This window comes from Exiguobacterium sp. N5 (assembly GCF_025842465.1).
Lineage (GTDB): Bacteria > Bacillota > Bacilli > Exiguobacteriales > Exiguobacteriaceae > Exiguobacterium > Exiguobacterium profundum.
Map to the genome: position 1 here is coordinate 1 of NZ_JAPAEP010000001.1, position 19,171 is coordinate 19,171.

Consider the following 19,171-nt stretch of genomic DNA (forward strand, 5'->3'; position numbering starts at 1 on the left):
AGGAAATTTGAGGAGAGCTGTCCTTAGTACGAGAGGACCGGGATGGACGCACCGCTGGTGTACCAGTTGTTCCGCCAGGAGCACCGCTGGGTAGCTACGTGCGGACGGGATAAGTGCTGAAAGCATCTAAGCATGAAGCCCCCTCCGAGATGAGATTTCCCTTTGAGCAATCAAGAAAGACCCCTCAGAGACGATGAGGTAGATAGGTCATGGGTGGAAGCGTGGCGACACGTGGAGCTGAATGATACTAATCGGTCGAGGCTTTGATCTAGTCTAATGGTTTGTGTTGATGAATCCTCAGTTTTGAGAGAACAATCTCTCTAAAATATGTTGACATTATCGATAAATAATGTTAATATAATACTTGTCTGGTGGCGATAGCGAGACGGCCACACCCGTTCCCATGCCGAACACGGAAGTTAAGCGTCTCAGCGCCGAAAGTAGTTGGGGGATCTCCCCCTGTGAGGATAGGACGTTGCCAGGCAAGATCGTTCCGCAATAGCTCAGTGGTAGAGCAACCGGCTGTTAACCGGTAGGTCGTAGGTTCAAATCCTACTTGCGGAGCCACTTTCTCTTTTGGAGAGCTGTCCGAGTGGCCGAAGGAGCACGATTGGAATTCGTGTAGGCGGCAAAACCGTCTCAAGGGTTCGAATCCCTTGCTCTCCGCCAGTTTTTCAAATATGTAACGGCCCGTTGGTCAAGCGGTTAAGACACCGCCCTTTCACGGCGGTAACACGGGTTCGAATCCCGTACGGGTCACCATTTAATTTTATATCGTCGCGGGGTGGAGCAGTCTGGTAGCTCGTCGGGCTCATAACCCGAAGGTCGTCGGTTCAAATCCGGCCCCCGCAATTAAGTCCGGTCTCGTGGTGTAGGGGTTAACATGTCTGCCTGTCACGCAGAAGATCGCGGGTTCGAATCCCGTCGAGACCGCCATTTTTATTTTAAAATCAATCATACTACATATGGCTTTGTAGCTCAGTTGGTAGAGCAAAGGACTGAAAATCCTTGTGTCGGCGGTTCGATTCCGTCCAAAGCCACCATATGTGGGGGGGTAGCGAAGTGGCTAAACGCGGCGGACTGTAAATCCGCTCCCTCGGGTTCGGCGGTTCGAATCCGCCCCCCCCCACCACTTAGGGGCATAGTTTAGCGGTAGAACTACGGTCTCCAAAACCGTCAGCGCGGGTTCGATTCCTGCTGCCCCTGTTTTTAATTTCATCATGGCGATTGTGGCGAAGTGGTTAACGCACCGGATTGTGATTCCGGCATTCGAGGGTTCAATTCCCTTCAGTCGCCCCATTATTATTGGGCTGTAGCCAAGTGGTAAGGCATCGGATTTTGATTCCGACATGCGTAGGTTCGATCCCTTCCAGCCCAGCCATTTTGCGGAAGTAGTTCAGTGGTAGAATACGACCTTGCCAAGGTCGGGGTCGCGGGTTCGAATCCCGTCTTCCGCTCCAATGACTTTTGGCGCCATAGCCAAGTGGTAAGGCAGAGGACTGCAACTCCTCTATCGTCGGTTCGATTCCGACTGGCGCCTCCAACATAATATGCCGGTGTGGCGGAATTGGTAGACGCGCACGACTCAAAATCGTGTTCCTCTGGAGTGTCGGTTCGACTCCGACCACCGGTATCCGTATGACTCTAACTGAGGTTAGGGTCTTTTTTCTGTTCTCTATCCTTTTTTGAGAAGGAAGGACATTCATTCAGCTCGAATGTTTTAACAAGAAGAAACGAGGTGGATGATATTCAATATACAGAACAATCGAATCGGTTCATCCGATTTGCTGACAACGAATGTGTGGGTTCTAGTCGCTTATACGAAGTGCTGGCTCGAGAAGTGGCCCAGCATGAATGGCTCTTATCTTTGTGTGAAGACATACCAAAGGGACAACCTGTTCCAAATCTATTGTTTGCAGCTGTTCATGAACTGGTAATTCAACACTCTGCTGATGAGTTGGCCACCTATTATCCTAGCGTGACAAAATATCCAAAACAAGTTGAAGATGTATTTCCCTCTTTTTTAGCTTTTTGCCATACATACGAAAGTGAGATCCGTCATCGATTGAAGACCCGTCGTGTGCAAACGAACGAGGTTCAACGATGCGCCTACTTGTATCCGATATTTTTGAAGATTCAACAACAGAAGAAGCGATCACTCGGACTGCTCGAAATCGGAACGAGTGCAGGGCTTCAACTATTTGTTGACCAGTACGCTTATGAGTATAATGGCGTCCCATTCAACCCGATAAGCATCTCATCAGTAAACATCTCAGCGACCGTCAAATCGAACGAATCATTCCATCTCGAGGCTAAGACGCTATTAGACATCGGAACGCGTATTGGTGTCGATTTGAACATTGTGGACTTGACAGACCAAGCAGAGCGGTCATGGTTGAATGCGTTAATCTGGCCAGAGCATGAGACACGACGGCAACTGCTTCAGGCTGCCATGAATGAAGTCAATTTTAATATGGTGACGCTCATTGAAGGGGATGGTGTGACGATGCTACAAGATCTCGTATCGCGTGTGCCGGAGACAGAGACGTTATGTATCTTCCATACACACGTTGCAAATCAGATGTCACGTCCCGTCAAAGAAGAACTTTTGAGGCAAGTCGAGCGAATTGGACAAGCACGAGACGTCTTCCATATCTATAACAATATCCAAGATCGTTTCCTTCATGTAGATTTGTATCAGGACGGTCAACTTACAGCGTTGACGTTTGCAGAAACAGAGGGGCACGGCCGTCAATTTCAAATCCTGACGCCACTCGATTCTTTGTTTCATCCATGATCTTTTGAATGATTAAGATATATTAACATATTGATTTCATTGATTTTAGAAAAACTTACGAATACTTGTTGACAGATTAATAGTATAGGTGTATATTAACTATAGTCGCTTGAATGACAACAATATTTCATGCGGGTGTAGTTTAATGGTAAAACCTCAGCCTTCCAAGCTGATGACGAGAGTTCGATTCTCTTCACCCGCTTCATATCTCTCTGCCGAGTGGCGGAGAGATTTTTTGTATGCGAAAATATATAGAGGAGGTGAACGGAATGGACCCGTACACATTAAAACAACAAATCTTAGCGTATGCCGAAACCATCGGGATTGATGAGTTGAAAGTGACGACAGCTGATCCGTTCATCGTCATGAAACAACGACTCATTCGACAACAGGAGAAAGGATATGCCTCTGGATTCGAAGAACCGGATTTAGAGAAACGCACAAATCCTGAACTCCTGCTTGAAGAGGCACAGTCAATCATTGCGATTGCCATCGCCTATCCAAGTAAATTAAAAGATGCGCCCCGTAGTGTCGCTGGCGAGAGACGAGGGTTGTTTGCTCGTGCTTCGTGGGGACTCGATTACCATCGGGCGGTCGGCGATCGATTGGCCAAACTTCAAGCGTACATTGAAGAATTGGTTCCAAACGTGCGAACGCGTTCGATGGTCGATACGGGTGAGCTCGTCGACCGTGCTGTCGCAGAACGTGCGGGGATTGGATTTAGTGGGAAAAACTGTTCCATCATCTCTCCTGAGAAAGGATCCTATCTTTATTTGGGCGAAATGATTTTAGATGTATACTTACCACCGGATGAAGCAATTGAAGACGGATGTGGGGATTGCGATAAATGTATGACAGCTTGTCCGACGACGGCCCTTGTTGAACCAGGTGTCCTCGATGCGAAGCGCTGTATCGCCTATCTCACGCAGATGAAGACGTTGATGCCACGAGAGTTTCGGTCGAAGCTTGGTGGTCGATTATATGGATGTGACACGTGTCAGCAAGTCTGTCCATATAATCGCAAAAAGGACTGGCGCCACCATGAAGAATTGTTACCGGAAGCTGAGATTGTCAAACCGCTCTTAGAGCCTCTTCTGACATTAAGCAATCGGGAGTTCAAACAAAAGTTCGGACATTTATCAGGCGCATGGCGCGGGAAGAAACCGATTCAACGAAATGCGATTTTAGCGCTCGCGCACTACCGTGAACCTTCAGCGATTCCAATCTTAAGGGAATTTATTAAACAGGATGAACGCGAAGATATGCGCGCGACGGCTGTTTGGGCAATCGGTGCGATTCTTGGACCTGATGCAGATTCGATATTTGAAGAGATTGAACGGAATGAAACGTCTGATATGGTTCATGAAGAGATTCGCATATATCGAGAGGAGTGGGCACATGAAGATCGTGTCGTCTAAGTGGGGACCGCTAATGTACGAGATAAATGGATCAGGTAAGTTGACCGAATTGGAGTTCACAACACATGAACCGACAGAGGAAGCACCTGAGTGGTTGCGAGATCTCATGACACGAGTCGAGAAGACAGGATTTCAAGAAGCAGATCGTGCCTATGTCGAAATGAACGGGACACCGTTTCAACAGGAGGTTTGGGATGCGCTCTTGACCATTCCATATGGCGAGACACGCACATATAAACAAATTGCCGAACAAATCGGTCGACCAAAGGCCGTTCGCGCCGTCGGACAGGCGCTCAATCGAAATCCATTGCCGATTCTGTTTCCGTGTCATCGTGTCATTGGAAGTAGTGGAAAGCTTATCGGTTTTGCGGGAGGGTTGTCTGAGAAACAACGCCTACTTGAATTTGAAATGAAAAAGTGAGGGAAATCAACCATGGCGATTCATGTCGTAATGTTTCAACCAGAAATACCAGCAAATACAGGGAACGTCTCACGTACGTGTGCGGCGACGAATTCGGTCCTTCATTTGATTCGTCCGCTCGGATTCTCGACGGATGATAAGATGTTAAAGCGTGCCGGTCTCGACTATTGGCAATTCGTCGATGTTCGCTATCATGACTCGTTAGAAGAGCTGTGGGAGAAGCATCCGGATGGTCAGTTCTTTTATATTACGAAGTACGGGGAACAATACCCGAGTGATTTAGACGTTTCAGATGTAGACGGTGACTACTTCTTCGTCTTTGGTCGTGAGACGAAAGGGTTGCCGATGGAAGTCATCGAGAACAATTTGGATCGCTGCATCCGCTTGCCACAATCGAACCTCGTTCGTTCATTGAACGTATCGAATACAGCAGCCATCATCGTATATGAGGCGCTTCGCCAACAGGGATATGCAGGATTGAAATAAAAAAGAGCCGGATTCGTAAGAATCCCGGCTCTTATTCGTTACCCTCAGGTTTACGGTTATATCCAGCTGTCAAAATCGCTGCGAGGAAGACGACGCTGATTCCAACCATCAATAATAGGCCCATCCAAAAATCCCCCTTTTATTCTCCATAACTATAAATAGTATAATATACTTGGTAGGTGAATTGCACTGAATATAAGAAATTACTGTGAAATTGGAGAAGGAACATGAAAACGAATGTGTACTTACTGAGCTATGCCCCACTCATCGGAATTATTTTGTTTTCGATGTCACTTGCCATTGCGACCTCCGAGTACGTAATCCAATGGCTGAATCAAATTGGCGTATATAGTGAAATTATCGAACTGTTATCCGTGCAAGAGACGAAAGTGCTCGTGCTCGTCGTATTCTTTACGATTTTCTTTATGTTGTTTAGCGCATTCAAATTGGTAGCCGATACGTTCAATCAACTCGGTTTCGCTTTTTTTGCGCGAGAGACAAATGGCACGTCGCTTCATCGGCTCAAACCTGGTGCCATCATCTTTCTCATCGGGTCCGGAATCAGCTTTCTCTTTTTGAACACATTGCTCGCCGTTATCGCCGTGCTCGTTGGCACGCTCTTGATGTATCTCTTTTACTATGTCTGGCAAGTAAGCCAATCGATGTCCGTCCCACGTGCCATCGGCTTATTACTTATGCAGGCCGTCATGTGGGCGACGTTGATCAGCGGGTTAGGTTGGTCGGTCCTTCGCTTGTTTAACTCTGTCGGAGATATCATCTTATGAAGCATTCTTTTGGACCAACCTCTGATGTGATCGAAGCGTGGTGTCTATCATTTGTCCCGGAGGAAACCTTGTATTGGATTGATTCTTCGTTTCTTGAGGATATACCGAGTTCCTGTCTCGTGATTCCGAGGCAGGAGTTTTTCAATCATCCGCTTTACCGCAGACCCGACATCACGAATCCGTATGTGACATGGCAGATGGGTCAAGACGTGACTTATGTCATCCATGTGTTCTCTAGCTTTTTGAAGGAGTTACAGGAGCACGTCAAAACACGTTTATTGGAATTTCAAGTGACGACCCATCGTGGTCTTGTTTTGCCGATATCAGTGGAGCAGATGAAACGTCTATCGAATGAGATGATTATAGAGAAGGATGGCACGTGTGTCATCGTTTTGCATCCGCAAAATTGGAAAGAGCTCGACATCGAGATGCGTCATTCTCTTCTGCTCGACTATGCGAAGGAGTGGGATCGTTGGGAAGGGGAACCCTGTGATGACTCGATTGCTTCGCATCTTGCGGATTATGCAAATCGGTTTCCAATCCAGGATGGAAGTAACTGTCTCGCGGCGACGTTGTTTGCGGTCACAGGAAACGAACAGGTCGTTCACCAATGGGTTCATCCGGAGACGTTCCTTCAGACATTAAAGCGAAGTGGGTACGAAACCTTGAAGGATGATGCCCTAAGGCCGAATGACGTCCTAACGTTTTGGAGCGACCAAGGGCAACTGGTCCATGCGAGTTACTGTGTGCGACAAGGACTCTATTTCAATAAACATGGTCAAGTCCGTTTCAATCCATGGAAACTAATCAATCACGACGAGTTAATGGAGCATTGGGGAGCATATCGACTTCAAATCGAACGTCGATTATAAAGCAAAAGGAGTCAGTCCACTTTTCAGTGACTGACTCCTTTTATTGGTGTGCCTGTGTCCAGACAATCGCCGGATACGCACGGTTGGCGAGTTCCGGGAATGGGCGGGGCGTATCGGCACCTAGCCAGATGGCGGTGATGGTGCGATCGGTCAGTCCGACATACCACATATCTTTATTGTCGTTCGTTGTTCCGGTCTTTCCTCCGAGATACTCAAACTCACGTTTCAGCTGATTCGCATAGCGACCTGTGCCGTATGAGGTGACGGTCGATAACGCCTTCTTCATTTCGCTGATGGTTTCCGGGGACCAGACTGTCTCTTCCGTTAAGATCGGGGTCAACGTTGGTTCACCGGACTTGAATGTGATTTGTTTGATTGTATGTCCGGATGTATACTCACCTTTATTTAAGAACGGGGTATAAGCGGCGGCCAGTTCTTTTGGGGAGACGCCTTGTGTGAGACCACCAAGCGCACTCGCTAAGTTTTCGTCTTGTTCATCCCATTGACTGAACATCATGTCTGCCGTCTTGTATGCGTGTTCCTGATCGATTGCTGAGAAGGCGGCGAGCGCAGGTGTGTTATACGAGAAAGCGACCGCATCTTTCAATAGGACATCGCCTAACACACGGTTGTGACTATTTCCGGGACAATAAGAACCGTAACAAGTCGGACGGCCGTCTAGTACCGTATCAAGTGTCGCTCCCGTCTCTTCGATAAATGGGGCGAAAACGAGGATCGGTTTGATGGCGGAACCTGGTTGGCGGTATGCCTGGGTCGCCCGGTTGAACTCACCGACCTGCGTCATCTCAGAGTCGACCATGGCCACGATTCTCCCTTGAGGTGTCAGTTCCGTATAGCCACCGTTCACACCGGGAGGGAGTTGACTCATCACCTGTTTTGCTTGTTTCTGCTTCCCGGTTGATAAGTAAGTCTCGACCGTCGCTTCATGCGTGGACAAATATTCTCTCGCCTCGGCATCATCTAAGTCGTAACGTGTCCGTACCAATTGAATCGCTTCACGGACGGCTGTATCCATATAGTCCGGGTATTGAATCGTTTGACTGCGAAACGATGCTTGGAGCTTGACGCCATGATACTGATCGTAAGCACTCTTCGAGAGAACACCCGCTTCAAACAGTTGCGTCAAGATTCGGTCCTTACGCTCAAAAAAAGCGTCAGATGGATTGAGGGGATCATAAAGTGACGGATTATTCGGTACTGTCAACAAGTAAGCGAGTTGATTCCAATTCAGATCGTCGAGCGGTCGTGAAAAGTATGTATCGGCTGCCGATTGAATCCCATATACATTATGTCCAAAAAAAATAACATTGCTATAAGCTGTTAAAATTTCTTTCTTGCTATAATTTTTTTCTAGTGCTCGAGCAAGCAATAACTCTTTCACTTTTCGTTCATAAGTCCGTTCATGTGTGAGATACACGTTCCGTGCCAACTGTTGCGTGATTGTACTCCCACCTTGGACAGATGTCTCGTTCGCGTTATTGATAAATGCTCGGGCAATCCCGCTCAAATCATAACCGGGATGGGCATTGAACTTACGGTCTTCGATGGTCGTAATCGCATCTTGGATATGTTCGGGCAACGCTTTCGGAGACACGTCATTTCTGCGGCCCGCCAAGTAGATTTGCTGTTCTCCACCGTTGTATGCGAGTGTGACGGCATGCATTGACGAGAGTGGTTGTGCCGATACCAGCTCTTGTCCCCAGGATAGAATTTCATCTGCCTGGTCAATCTCTTCTTTCAATGCAGTGGCAAGTGACAAGGAAGCGGCCAAAAGTCCAGCAAAAAATAAGGTTCCAATCCAAGCTCTCATCTATTTCACCTCTCTCTATACATTATATCGTCCAATTTACAAAAAAATAAAAATGTAAACGTTATCATATAATAATTCGAGAAGGAATACTTTAGGAAAGGGCGAAAAAGGGTAAAAGAGGTTGTATATTACGATTTTGAGGAGGCTTATTATTTATGAAGCAAGAAATGGTTGCGATGCTCCTTGCGGGAGGAGAAGGAAAACGATTGGGGCCTCTCACGCGAAAGACGGCGAAACCGGCCGTGAATTTCGGCGGAAAGTACCGCATTATCGATTTCCCATTGTCAAACTGCACGAACTCGGGAATTACAACAGTCGGGGTATTAACGCAATACGAGCCACTTGAATTAAATCGTTACTTAGGAATCGGGACGGCGTGGGATTTAGATCGTCGCAATGGGGGGTTAGCCATTCTCCCACCTTACCAAGCGCAGTCGGGGAAAAACTGGTACGAAGGGACGGCCAATGCAATCTATCGTAACTTGAGTTACATCGATGATTACGATCCAGATTATGTGTTGATTCTTTCGGGGGACCACATCTATAAAATGGACTACGAGAAAATGCTCGAAGCCCATAAAGAAAAACAAGCCGATGTGACCATCTCTGTCATGGAAGTGCCGTGGGATGAAGCGCCGCGTTTCGGAATTTTGAACACAGCGGATGATCTTCGCATCAATGAGTTTGAAGAGAAACCGGAAGAACCGAAGAGCAACTTGGCCTCGATGGGGATCTACATCTTCAATTGGAGTGTCTTGCGCGAACACTTGATCAAAGATGCTGAAGACGAAACATCTAGCTTTGACTTCGGAAAAAATATCATTCCGAATACCCTTTTACAAGGGCTCGATGTCTTCGCTTATAAATTCAAAGGATACTGGAAAGACGTCGGAACAATCCAATCGCTTTGGGAAGCGAACATGGACCTCTTGGAAGATGAACCACCATTCGATTTGTATGATCCGGATTGGAAAATCTATTCGGTCAACCCGAATCAGACTCCTCAGTATATTGGAAAAGACGCTTGTGTCGAGCAGTCTGTGGTTAACGAAGGATGTCATATCGAAGGGGAAGTGCAACATTCGGTACTGTTCTATGATGTTCGTGTCGGAGAAGGCTCCCTCGTTAAAGACTCGGTAATCATGCCGGGAGCTAGAATTGGAAAGGATGTAACAATTCACAGAGCCATTGTCGCCAGCTGTGCAGTCATTGAAGACGGCGCGACAGTCGGTGAGCCGGGTGGTGAAATCGTTGTTATTGAACCACATGAAAATATCGAAAGCGGAACTGTCTTCAAACAACGAGTTTGATACGAGTAAAGAGACACGCAAGGAGGCGTTACTGTTGACGAATGATTTATTAGGGGTCATTAACTTAGGTACCGAACAAGGATTGTTTCCGGAATTTACTGGACATCGTAATCTAGCAGCGGTTCCATTCTCAGGTCGCTATCGTTTGATTGATTTCACCTTGACGAATATGATAACACAAAACATCAATCAAGTAGGGATTTTCACATTAGATAATTATAGCTCTTTAATGGACCATCTCGGTTCGGGTAAAGAATGGGATTTGGACCGTTCACAAGGAGGTCTACACATCTTTCCTCCGGCGTTGAAACCAGATGGAGGGGCGTATCTCGGTGATTTGGCCAATTTTTCAATACACCGTGAGCATTTCATTCGTAGCAAACAACCGTACGTAGTCATCACAGGTTCGAACGTATTGACGACGATTGACTACAACGACATGCTCGAACATCACAAATCGATGGGCGCGGATATCACGCTCGCTTACACGACACATGAACAGAAATGTGGGTACTGTCGTCCGATTCGACTTGGCGAGAATGACCGCGTCGTCGGCGTATCCGAGCGAGGTTTTGCACCAGATGATGAATACAGCTACACAGAAACAATTATTATGTCGAAGAACCTCTTCATGCGTCTCGTCGATGAAGCGACATCTAGAGGGGAGTATGATTTGTTAGACGGTGTCATTCGTCCACAACTTCATCGTCTTCATGTTCATGGTTATCATTATGTGGGAAAAATGCAGGTCATTCACTCGGTGCTTTCTTACTATAATGAAAGTATGCGATTACTTCGTGGTGAAGGTATCGTCTACGACTTCCCACACATTTATACGAAGATTAAACATGAACCACCGACTCGTTATTTGAAAGGGTCAAAAGTAAACGAGGCGCTTGTGGCAAATGGATGTAAGATTCATGGAGAGGTGCAAAATAGTATTCTCTTCCGTGGTGTTGAAGTCAGTAAACACGCGCGTGTGAAAAACTCGATCATTTCATCGAAGTCGATCATTGAAGAAGGAGCTGTCGTCGAAAATGCCATTCTGGATAAAGAAGTCGTTGTAAAACGAGGGCAGGTCATCCGAGGTACAATCGACGAACCGATTGTCATCGCTAAACGAACAGTGGTGTGAGGAGGATTTTATGAAAATTTGGTTTGTTGCTTCAGAAGCGGCACCGTTCATGAAAACGGGGGGGCTAGCCGACGTTGTCGGTTCTCTCCCTCAAGCGGTGGCGGACCTAGGAGAAGAAGTCAGCGTTATCATGCCGAAATATGGCTCGATCGCTGAAGAGTATGTAGACGAGATGGAGTATTTATTCGACCTGATTGTTCCGGTCGGGTGGCGAAAACAGTTCGGTGCAGTCTTGAAGTTAGAGCGGGGTGGCATCACGTATTACTTCATCGACAACGAGTATTACTTTAAACGTGACGGTGTTTTATATGGGCACTTTGATGATGCCGAGCGATTCGCCTTCTTCTCACGCGCTGTACTCGAAATGATTGGGAAGATAGAAGACGTGCCTGATGTCCTGCATTGTCATGACTGGCAGACAGGTATTTTACCGGCCTTCTTACGAATCCATTATCAACATATTGAAGCGTATCAACGCATTCGCACCGTGTATACCATCCATAACCTACAATACCAGGGGATTTTCCCAGAAGAGATTCTTGGAGAATTGCTACAGTTCGGTCCTGAACATTTCACGGCTGAAGGAATTCAACATAACGGTCTCGTCAATTACATGAAAGCCGGCATCGTCCATTCCGATCAAATCACGACCGTCAGCCCGTCGTATCGCGACGAAATCATGGAACCCTATTACGGTGAAGGGTTAGACGGGGCGTTGCGTCATCGCGCGGTCGACGTACGTGGTATTTTGAACGGAATTGATTTGGCGACAAACGATCCGAATACGGACCAACGGATTGCAGAGACGTATAATCTCGACACCTACAAAGAAGGAAAAGTTGTCAACAAGCGGGCATTACAAGAGCGACTTGGTCTTGAAGTGCGAGACGATGTCATGCTCATCGGTTTTGTCAGCCGACTCGTTGACCAAAAGGGGCTCGATTTAATCAACGGTGTCCGTGAAGAACTTGGACGGCTCCCTTGCCAGTTCGCGTTCCTCGGTTCGGGACAACCGGAATATGAAGGAATCGTTCACGAGATGACAGCCGCTCACCCGGGGAAAATCGGGTCATATATCGGTTTTGACATCGAACTCGCACACTTGATTTACGCGGGATCGGATGCCTTTTTAATGCCGTCACGTTTTGAGCCTTGTGGTCTCAGTCAATTGATCTCCATGCGATATGGCACCTTGCCGATCGTACGTGAGACAGGTGGACTCCGGGATACCGTGAAGCCGTACAACGAGTTCACGCAAGAAGGGACCGGTTTTGGATTCATGAACTACAATGCTCATGAGATGTTGGCGACGATTGAAAAAGCGATTCGTGTCTTCTATGAAAAAGAAAACTGGCATGCCCTCGTCCATCAAGCGATGACCGCGGACTATAGCTGGAAACAATCCGCCAAGCAATATCGTGAGTTATATCATTTATTCGCATGAGTGGAAGGAGCTAACTTGATTTATGTTCACAGATAAACAAAGCTTTGTCGACGCATTTAAAGAACGGTTCATCGCATTGAACGGGAAGTCGATCGAGGATGGGACAGAGCAGGAAGTGTATCAAACATTGGCAACGATGGTACGCGAGCAGGCCATGCCCAAATGGATTCACACGCGCGACCGTCAAGAAGAAAAACACAGTAAGCAAGTCATCTATTTCTCGCTAGAATTTTTATTAGGTCGCTTCTTATACAACAACTTGCTCAGTTTAGACGTATTGGAGCTCGTTAGAGACGGACTGCAAGATCTCGGATACGACTTCACAGACATTACCGAGTTGGAACCAGAGCCGGGTCTTGGGAATGGGGGGCTCGGGCGCCTGGCCGCCTGCTTCCTCGATTCGTTGGCTGCACTCAGTTTACCTGGGCATGGAAATGGGATTCGCTATCGTTATGGACTCTTCAAACAGAAAATTGTAGACGGCTATCAAGTCGAGCTGCCGGATAACTGGCTCCGTGACGGGAACATGTGGGAAACGAGACGTCAGGATAAAGCGGTCGAGATTAATTTCGGTGGCTGGATTGAGATGAAACAAATCGGAGATCGATTGCGTGTCGTCCATCATCCAGACGAGGTTGTGCTTGCCGTTCCGTATGATATGCCGATTATCGGTTATCAAAATGATGTCGTGAATACGTTACGTCTTTGGAATGCCGAATCACCACTTGACGATGAGGCGTATTTAGAGAAGACGAAAGGGACGTATAAAGACTTGTTGAAACATAAACAGTCGATTGCTACCATTTCGGAATTCTTGTATCCAGATGATACGACGTATGAAGGAAAAGTATTACGTTTGAAACAACAATACTTTTTTGTATCTGCAGGCATTCAATCGATGCTTGCTTCCTATTTGAAGCGAAATAAATCACTTAAGCAGTTAGGCGACCATTACGCGATTCATATCAATGATACGCATCCGGTCGTCGCAATTCCTGAATTGATGCGCATCTTGATGGATGAGCATGGATACGGTTGGGACGAGGCGTGGCGGATTACGAAGAGCGTCATGTCGTTCACGAACCATACGCTACTCGCAGAAGCGCTTGAGAAATGGCCGGTCGAGATGTACCAACGCCTCCTGCCGCGCGTGTATCAGATCATCGAAGAAATCAATCGACGTTTCTGTCGAGACGTACTCGTCAACTATCCGCACCTCGAATCCCATATGGGAGAGATTGCAATTGTGTCAAACGAACAGATTAATATGGCCAATCTCGCTGTCGTCGGTTCTCATTCAACGAACGGCGTAGCGCAAATTCATACGGATATTTTAAAACAGCGCGAGATGCGTTACTTATATGAGATGTTCCCGCTTCGCTTCAACAACAAGACGAACGGGATCACACACCGTCGCTGGCTCTTGAAGTCGAACCCGGGATTATCCGACGCCATTACGGAAGCAATCGGCCCGTCATGGATCGAACATCCGAACGACTTGGAAAAGTTGATGGATGTTTCGAAAGACCGGAGCTTCCAAGAAAAAGTCATGGACGTGAAGCAACAAAACAAATTGGACTTAGCGGCATACATTCAAGAAGAAACGGGAGAGACAGTGGACCCTCATTCCATCTTTGACGTACAAGTCAAACGCTTGCACGCCTATAAGCGACAATTGCTGAATGCCCTTCACATCCATGCGCTTTACTTGAAGATTCAAGCGGACCCGACGTTTACGATGGTACCTCGCACGTTTATCTTTGGCGCCAAGGCGGCACCGGGATACTACTATGCGAAAGAGATCATTCGCTATATCAATGCCCTTGCCACGCTCATCAATAAGGACAAGCGGGCGAGTCAATTCATTAAAGTCATCTTCCTTGAAAACTATCGTGTCTCCATGGCCGAACGGATTTTCCCAGGGTCTGACTTGAGCGAACAAATCTCGACTGCGAGCTATGAAGCATCCGGTACCGGAAACATGAAATTCATGATGAACGGAGCCTTGACGATTGGAACGTTAGACGGGGCCAATATCGAAATTCGTGACGCCGTCGGTGATGATCACATCTTTATCTTTGGATTATCTCCGCAAGAAGTCATGAACTATAAGAAGTTCGGAGGCTATCATGCGGCAGAGATGTATCACGCACATCAGGAAATCAAAGATGTGGTCGATGGTCTTGTCAACGGAACGTTCGATAAAGTGGGCGAATATCAATTCCAATCCATCTTCGATTCTCTCCTCGTCTATAACGATGACTTCCTCGTCTTGAAAGACTTTGTCTCGTATATGCGGGCACAGCGACGAGTCGATGAGGTGTTCAGTGACCAATCACGTTGGGCTGAAAGCTCAATCGTCAATACGGCGAAGTCAGGAATCTTCTCGAGTGACCGTACCATCACGGAATACGCAAACGCGGTCTGGAATATCAAACCGACGAGCGTAAAATAAAAAGGATCCACCCTTAGGGGTGGACCTCGTTTTCTGGATAGCTGATCCAATCGGAATAGGATCCCGGATAGAGTCGGACATCATCTTTTCCGAGAGCGTGAAGCGCCAAAATATTGACGCAGGCGGTCACACCGCTACCACAGTAAAAGATGGGGTTCTCAACGGGAAGAACATCTTTATACAGTTCTTTTAAGTCGTGGAAGTCTTCTAACGTCCCGAGTTCTGTGATGGCCTCGGCATAGGAGCAGAGCAATGCGTTCGGAATGTGACCTGCTTTTGAGTCGATTGGTTCATGTGTCCCGTTGAAGCGATCTTCGGTTCGCGAATCATAGAGCGAGCCGCTCGCAGCAGCTTTCACTTCATCGAGTGTCGCAATCATATGGTCTTGGAAGTCTGGCGTATAGTCGCTTGTCGGATAGTGTGGAACGTCCGTCGTGGTCTCACCGCAATAAGTGATGCCAGATTGGATACCGCCTTCTAACACAACGACCCGTTCGTGACCGGCCCATTTGAAGAGCCACCATGCACGGGCTGCGAATGGGAAGCCGTCATCGTAAATGATGACCAAATCTTCTTTTTTCAAGCCGATGCGACGAAGTGTTGCCGTCCATGCTTCTTTCGAAGGGAGCGGATGACGTCCGCCATGTTCGCCGAGCGGACCGGACAAGTCTTCCATCAAATCGAGAAAGACAGCGTTCGGAAGATGTCCCTTTCGGTAGACATATTTACCATAGGACGCGTCGTTTAGCGAATATCGGCAATCGATGAAACGAATCGAGTTCGTATGCACGATTTGTTTTAACTCTTGGGCACGCATTGTTGGAAACATTAATATCACCTCGAGGTTTCGTTACTCTCATCGTATACAAGATGGAAGCAATTGGCGAGTACTTCGATTGAATTTTTTGAGGGTGAAAGGGGAATGAATCATGACATGGCAACAAACGTATGACCGTTGGAATCAATTCGAAGGGCTCGAGCCGCATTTACGAGCGGAACTCGAAGAACTCGCAAAAAATGAAACCACATTAGAAGATGCATTTTATAAGACGCTCGAGTTTGGAACAGGCGGGATGCGTGGAGAAATCGGACCGGGTGCGAACCGGATGAACGTCTATACGATTCGAAAAGCGTCACAAGGATTTGCTGATTTTATCTCAGCATCAGGGGAAGAGGCGAAACGTCACGGCGTCGTCATCGCCCATGACTCACGTCATTTTTCGCCTGAGTTTGCATTAGAAGCGGCGCGGACATTGGCGTCAAACGGAATCAAGACGTATTTGTTCCCAAGTTTGCGAGCCACACCTGAACTGTCGTTTGCCGTTCGTCATTTAAATGCGTTCGGTGGCATCGTGATCACGGCGAGCCACAATCCACCGGAATATAACGGATTCAAGGTATATGGGGCAGACGGAGGACAGCTTCCACCAGCGGAAGCGGATGAACTCGTTACGTACGTCAATGCGATTGAAGACGAGCTGAAAATTGAGATTGAAGATGAAGCGGCGCTCCGACAAACGGGGCTACTCCTCACAGTTGACTCATCAGTCGATGAAGCCTATATGGAGGCGCTCCAGTCGATTCGGATTCATCATGACGTACAGGACAGCCCGCTTCGGATTGTCTATTCACCACTCCACGGGACGGGACGCCGTCCGGTTATGGAAGGGTTGAAGGCGTACGGATTTGAGCACGTGACAATTGTAGAGGAGCAGGCAGAGCCAGATGGTGCGTTCCCGACTGTTAGTTATCCGAACCCGGAAGAAAAGGCTGCATTTAAATTAGCAATGGAATACGGGGACCGTGTCGAGGCTGATTTACTTATGGCGACGGACCCGGATGCGGACCGTGTCGGCTTGACCGTGCGCGGACGGGACGGGGAATGGTTCGTCTTGACTGGGAACCAGACAGGTGCGCTCCTAATGGAATACATCCTCTCACAAAAGAGTGAGACAGGTACGTTGCCGTCAAATGGATTTGTCGCTAAGACGATCGTCACGTCTGAACTCGGTGCTGCGATTGCAAAAGCGTACGGTGTACATCTCGAGAACACGTTGACTGGATTCAAGTTCATTGGGGAGAAGATCAAACAATATGAGGAATCAGGAGAATATGAATTCCTCTTCGGGTATGAAGAAAGCTACGGCTATTTGATTGGAGACTTCTGCCGTGATAAAGATGCTGTTCAGGCTTGCCTACTCGCAGCCGAGATGGCAGCTTATCATAAGCAACACGGTCGGACGCTTTATGATGCGCTTCAGTCGATTTACGAGAAGTATGGATTCTATGAAGAGTCCTTGCAGTCGATGACGTTAAAAGGAAAAGCTGGTCTCGAACAAATCGGACGCATGATGGAGGCGTTTCGTGCCAATCCGCCAAAAGAAGTCGGTGGATATGAGGTCGTCCGTTTTGAAGACTATAAAAAACAAGTGGCGACCAATTTACAGTCCGGTAAATCGGAAACGATTGAATTGCCATCATCAAACGTCTTGAAATTCGTCTTTGCGGACGGTTCGTGGTTCTGTCTTCGTCCATCTGGAACCGAGCCGAAAATCAAGTTTTATTTCAGTGTGCATGCGGATCGTGCCGAGAAGACGACCGCAAAACGTGAAGCGATTGAAGCGGATGTTATGAAACAAGCGAAAGCGATTGATTGATAAGGAACATCACTCTAGAAATAGGGTGATGTTTTTTGTTTGACATGAAGACATCGCGCCAGTATGATGAGGATATTGTTTAAAACCGTGTAATCATATAAGGATTATAGGAAAGGCGGAATTATTATGAAAAAGACATTAACGAGCGTACTCGCAATCGGAGCTTCAGTCGGGCTTCTCGCAGCATGCGGTAACGAAACTGACAGTGGGGCGGACGAAGCGGTCATCACAGTCGGAACAGAAGCGACATACCCACCATTCACGTACAAAGAAAAAGGTGAATTGACTGGATATGACATCGACGTCTTGAACGAAGCGGCAGAACGTGCCGGTTATAAAGTGGAATACGAAGCAATGGACTTCAAAGGACTTGTCCCGGCACTCGACGCTGAACGCATCGACATGATTGCCAACCAAATGAGCATCACAAAGGAACGTAAAGAGAACTATGCATTCTCTGACCCGTACGCGGTGTCAGGAGCTCAAGTCATCGTTGGTTCAGACAACAATGACATCCAAGGGATCGACGATCTTGACGGAAAAGTAGTCGGATCGACACAAGGTTCTGCTTATGCACAAATGGCTGAAGAAGCTGGCGCTGAAGTGAAATTCTACAAAGGTGCGAACCAAGTCCTTCAAGACCTCGAAGTCGGTCGTTTGGACGCGGCCCTCAACGACCGTCTCTTCATCTTGACGGAACTTGAAAAAACAGGTTATGACGTCAAAGCAGTCGGTGGTATCTTCAACACAAGTGAAGCTGGATTCATGACACGTCAAGATAGCGACGTGCTTGATAAGTTGAACGACGCGCTCACAGAGATGAAAGAAGACGGCACGATGAAAGAAATCGGTGAGAAGTACTTCGGTGAGGATATCAGTCAATGAATGAACTGATCACGACCGTCATAGAGAACCGCTCGGCCTATCTTGAAGCCATCCAGCTCACGTTGATCGCCAGTGCCCTGTCGATTCTTCTCGCCTTGGCTCTCGGTCTGATCATCGCTTTACTTCATAGTAGTCCGATTAAAATCGTACGGTTGTTCACACGGACGTACATTTCGTTCTTCCGTGGAACACCGCTCTTACTTCAATTGTTGATCTTATATGTCGGGCTCACCGGGTTCGTTCAACTCAGTGGGATGCAGTCGCTCATCTTTGGATTAGGCTTCCACTTCGCAGCCTATATCTCAGAAGCGTTCCGAGCAGCCATCAACTCGGTCGACAAAGGACAAGTGGAGGCAAGTGTCGCACTCGGCATTCCGAAGATGAAACGTTTCAAAGACATCATTTTCCCACAGGCACTCTCACGTGCCATCCCCCCTGTCTCGAATTCGGTCATCGACATCATTAAGTCGACATCCCTCGGGACGGTCATCGCGGTACAGGAGTTGACGTATGTGTCTGACCAGATTGCGGCCACGACGTATTTGGTCATGCCGTTGCTCTTGTTCTCGGCGTCGATCTACTGGATTTTATCGACCTTGATCCAAGCCGGTCAACACAAACTCGAACAGCGTTACGCGATTCGATAAGAAAAAACCTCGATTCAGACGAATCGAG

15 protein-coding genes, 14 tRNA genes and 2 rRNA genes are annotated in these 19,171 nt (G+C 47.5%); 29 read left to right on the top strand and 2 right to left on the bottom strand.

The window, feature by feature from the left end:
• The 22 genes from OKS35_RS00005 to OKS35_RS00110 form a co-directional block, all read left to right on the top strand.
• A 23S ribosomal RNA gene (locus tag OKS35_RS00005) occupies positions 1 to 271 on the top strand; the annotation flags it as partial.
• A 96-nt stretch (positions 272 to 367) separates the two neighbouring features.
• A 5S ribosomal RNA gene (gene rrf / locus OKS35_RS00010) occupies positions 368 to 484 on the top strand.
• An 8-nt stretch (positions 485 to 492) separates the two neighbouring features.
• A tRNA-Asn gene (locus OKS35_RS00015) sits at positions 493 to 567 on the top strand.
• Positions 568 to 578: 11 nt separating this feature from the next.
• Positions 579 to 669 (top strand) — tRNA-Ser (locus OKS35_RS00020).
• An 18-nt stretch (positions 670 to 687) separates the two neighbouring features.
• Positions 688 to 762, top strand: a tRNA-Glu gene (locus tag OKS35_RS00025).
• A 16-nt stretch (positions 763 to 778) separates the two neighbouring features.
• A tRNA-Met gene (locus OKS35_RS00030) sits at positions 779 to 852 on the top strand.
• An 8-nt stretch (positions 853 to 860) separates the two neighbouring features.
• Positions 861 to 936 (top strand) — tRNA-Asp (locus OKS35_RS00035).
• A 31-nt stretch (positions 937 to 967) separates the two neighbouring features.
• Positions 968 to 1,043: transfer RNA gene (locus tag OKS35_RS00040), tRNA-Phe, on the top strand.
• A gap of 5 nt (positions 1,044 to 1,048) precedes the next feature.
• Positions 1,049 to 1,132, top strand: a tRNA-Tyr gene (locus OKS35_RS00045).
• 3 nt (positions 1,133 to 1,135) lie between these two features.
• A tRNA-Trp gene (locus OKS35_RS00050) sits at positions 1,136 to 1,206 on the top strand.
• A gap of 17 nt (positions 1,207 to 1,223) precedes the next feature.
• Positions 1,224 to 1,299, top strand: a tRNA-His gene (locus OKS35_RS00055).
• Between the two features lie 7 nt (positions 1,300 to 1,306).
• Positions 1,307 to 1,381 (top strand) — tRNA-Gln (locus tag OKS35_RS00060).
• Between the two features lie 4 nt (positions 1,382 to 1,385).
• Positions 1,386 to 1,460, top strand: a tRNA-Gly gene (locus tag OKS35_RS00065).
• Between the two features lie 9 nt (positions 1,461 to 1,469).
• Positions 1,470 to 1,543: transfer RNA gene (locus OKS35_RS00070), tRNA-Cys, on the top strand.
• A gap of 9 nt (positions 1,544 to 1,552) precedes the next feature.
• Positions 1,553 to 1,633 (top strand) — tRNA-Leu (locus OKS35_RS00075).
• Positions 1,634 to 1,738: 105 nt separating this feature from the next.
• Positions 1,739 to 2,797: a DUF2332 domain-containing protein gene (locus tag OKS35_RS00080; protein WP_264092233.1), complete on the top strand. Its 1,059-nt coding sequence runs from the start codon at positions 1,739 to 1,741 to the stop codon at positions 2,795 to 2,797.
• A gap of 131 nt (positions 2,798 to 2,928) precedes the next feature.
• Positions 2,929 to 2,999, top strand: a tRNA-Gly gene (locus tag OKS35_RS00085).
• A 67-nt stretch (positions 3,000 to 3,066) separates the two neighbouring features.
• Entirely contained in the window at positions 3,067 to 4,215 is a 1,149-nt protein-coding gene (gene queG, locus OKS35_RS00090) for a tRNA epoxyqueuosine(34) reductase QueG (protein WP_078146397.1), read from the top strand.
• Positions 4,196 to 4,636 carry a methylated-DNA--[protein]-cysteine S-methyltransferase gene (locus tag OKS35_RS00095; RefSeq protein ID WP_159563596.1) on the top strand — a complete coding sequence of 147 codons (441 nt, stop codon included), beginning with the start codon at positions 4,196 to 4,198 and terminating at the stop codon, positions 4,634 to 4,636. Before queG ends, OKS35_RS00095 begins: the two co-directional genes overlap by 20 nt.
• 12 nt (positions 4,637 to 4,648) lie before the next feature.
• A complete protein-coding gene (trmL, locus tag OKS35_RS00100) occupies positions 4,649 to 5,122 on the top strand; it encodes a tRNA (uridine(34)/cytosine(34)/5-carboxymethylaminomethyluridine(34)-2'-O)-methyltransferase TrmL (RefSeq protein WP_015880908.1) in 474 nt (157 codons plus the stop codon).
• Between the two features lie 227 nt (positions 5,123 to 5,349).
• Entirely contained in the window at positions 5,350 to 5,907 is a 558-nt protein-coding gene (locus OKS35_RS00105; RefSeq protein WP_015880910.1) for a DUF5366 family protein, read from the top strand.
• Positions 5,904 to 6,779 (top strand): hypothetical protein, encoded by an 876-nt coding sequence (locus OKS35_RS00110; protein WP_264092236.1) that lies wholly within the window; start codon positions 5,904 to 5,906, stop codon positions 6,777 to 6,779. Before OKS35_RS00105 ends, OKS35_RS00110 begins: the two co-directional genes overlap by 4 nt.
• A gap of 40 nt (positions 6,780 to 6,819) precedes the next feature.
• On the opposite strand, the gene OKS35_RS00115 is transcribed toward OKS35_RS00110, so the two are convergent.
• The gene (locus OKS35_RS00115) at positions 6,820 to 8,610 is read right to left on the bottom strand and encodes a transglycosylase domain-containing protein (protein WP_264092237.1); all 1,791 of its coding nucleotides are present in this window, start codon (positions 8,608 to 8,610) and stop codon (positions 6,820 to 6,822) included.
• A gap of 155 nt (positions 8,611 to 8,765) precedes the next feature.
• On the opposite strand from OKS35_RS00115, the gene OKS35_RS00120 reads away from it, so the two are divergent.
• Genes OKS35_RS00120 through OKS35_RS00135 form a run of 4 tightly spaced genes read left to right on the top strand, consistent with a single transcriptional unit; the run spans position 8,766 to position 14,954 of the window.
• Positions 8,766 to 9,920: a glucose-1-phosphate adenylyltransferase gene (locus tag OKS35_RS00120; protein WP_264092238.1), complete on the top strand. Its 1,155-nt coding sequence runs from the start codon at positions 8,766 to 8,768 to the stop codon at positions 9,918 to 9,920.
• On the top strand, positions 9,862 to 11,055 hold the full coding sequence (gene glgD, locus OKS35_RS00125) for a glucose-1-phosphate adenylyltransferase subunit GlgD (RefSeq protein ID WP_264092239.1): 1,194 nt from the start codon (positions 9,862 to 9,864) through the stop codon (positions 11,053 to 11,055). The genes OKS35_RS00120 and glgD overlap by 59 nt, the downstream gene beginning before the upstream one ends.
• Before the next feature lie 10 nt (positions 11,056 to 11,065).
• Complete coding sequence (gene glgA, locus OKS35_RS00130; RefSeq protein ID WP_264092240.1) at positions 11,066 to 12,499, top strand: glycogen synthase GlgA; 1,434 nt, start codon at positions 11,066 to 11,068, stop codon at positions 12,497 to 12,499.
• 22 nt (positions 12,500 to 12,521) lie between these two features.
• On the top strand, positions 12,522 to 14,954 hold the full coding sequence (locus tag OKS35_RS00135) for a glycogen/starch/alpha-glucan phosphorylase (RefSeq protein WP_264092241.1): 2,433 nt from the start codon (positions 12,522 to 12,524) through the stop codon (positions 14,952 to 14,954).
• Between the two features lie 13 nt (positions 14,955 to 14,967).
• Here OKS35_RS00135 and OKS35_RS00140 read toward each other — a convergent pair whose 3' ends face one another.
• Positions 14,968 to 15,783, bottom strand: a complete 816-nt coding sequence (locus tag OKS35_RS00140) for a sulfurtransferase (RefSeq protein ID WP_264092242.1) — start codon at positions 15,781 to 15,783, stop codon at positions 14,968 to 14,970.
• Positions 15,784 to 15,883: 100 nt separating this feature from the next.
• Here OKS35_RS00140 and OKS35_RS00145 point away from each other — a divergent pair, with 100 nt between their 5' ends.
• From OKS35_RS00145 to OKS35_RS00155, 3 genes are all read left to right on the top strand, one after another.
• On the top strand, positions 15,884 to 17,611 hold the full coding sequence (locus tag OKS35_RS00145; RefSeq protein WP_264092243.1) for a phospho-sugar mutase: 1,728 nt from the start codon (positions 15,884 to 15,886) through the stop codon (positions 17,609 to 17,611).
• A gap of 126 nt (positions 17,612 to 17,737) precedes the next feature.
• Entirely contained in the window at positions 17,738 to 18,496 is a 759-nt protein-coding gene (locus OKS35_RS00150; RefSeq protein ID WP_264092244.1) for a transporter substrate-binding domain-containing protein, read from the top strand.
• The gene (locus OKS35_RS00155) at positions 18,493 to 19,143 is read left to right on the top strand and encodes an amino acid ABC transporter permease (RefSeq protein WP_159563603.1); all 651 of its coding nucleotides are present in this window, start codon (positions 18,493 to 18,495) and stop codon (positions 19,141 to 19,143) included. The genes OKS35_RS00150 and OKS35_RS00155 overlap by 4 nt, the downstream gene beginning before the upstream one ends.
• Positions 19,144 to 19,171 lie beyond the last annotated feature (28 nt).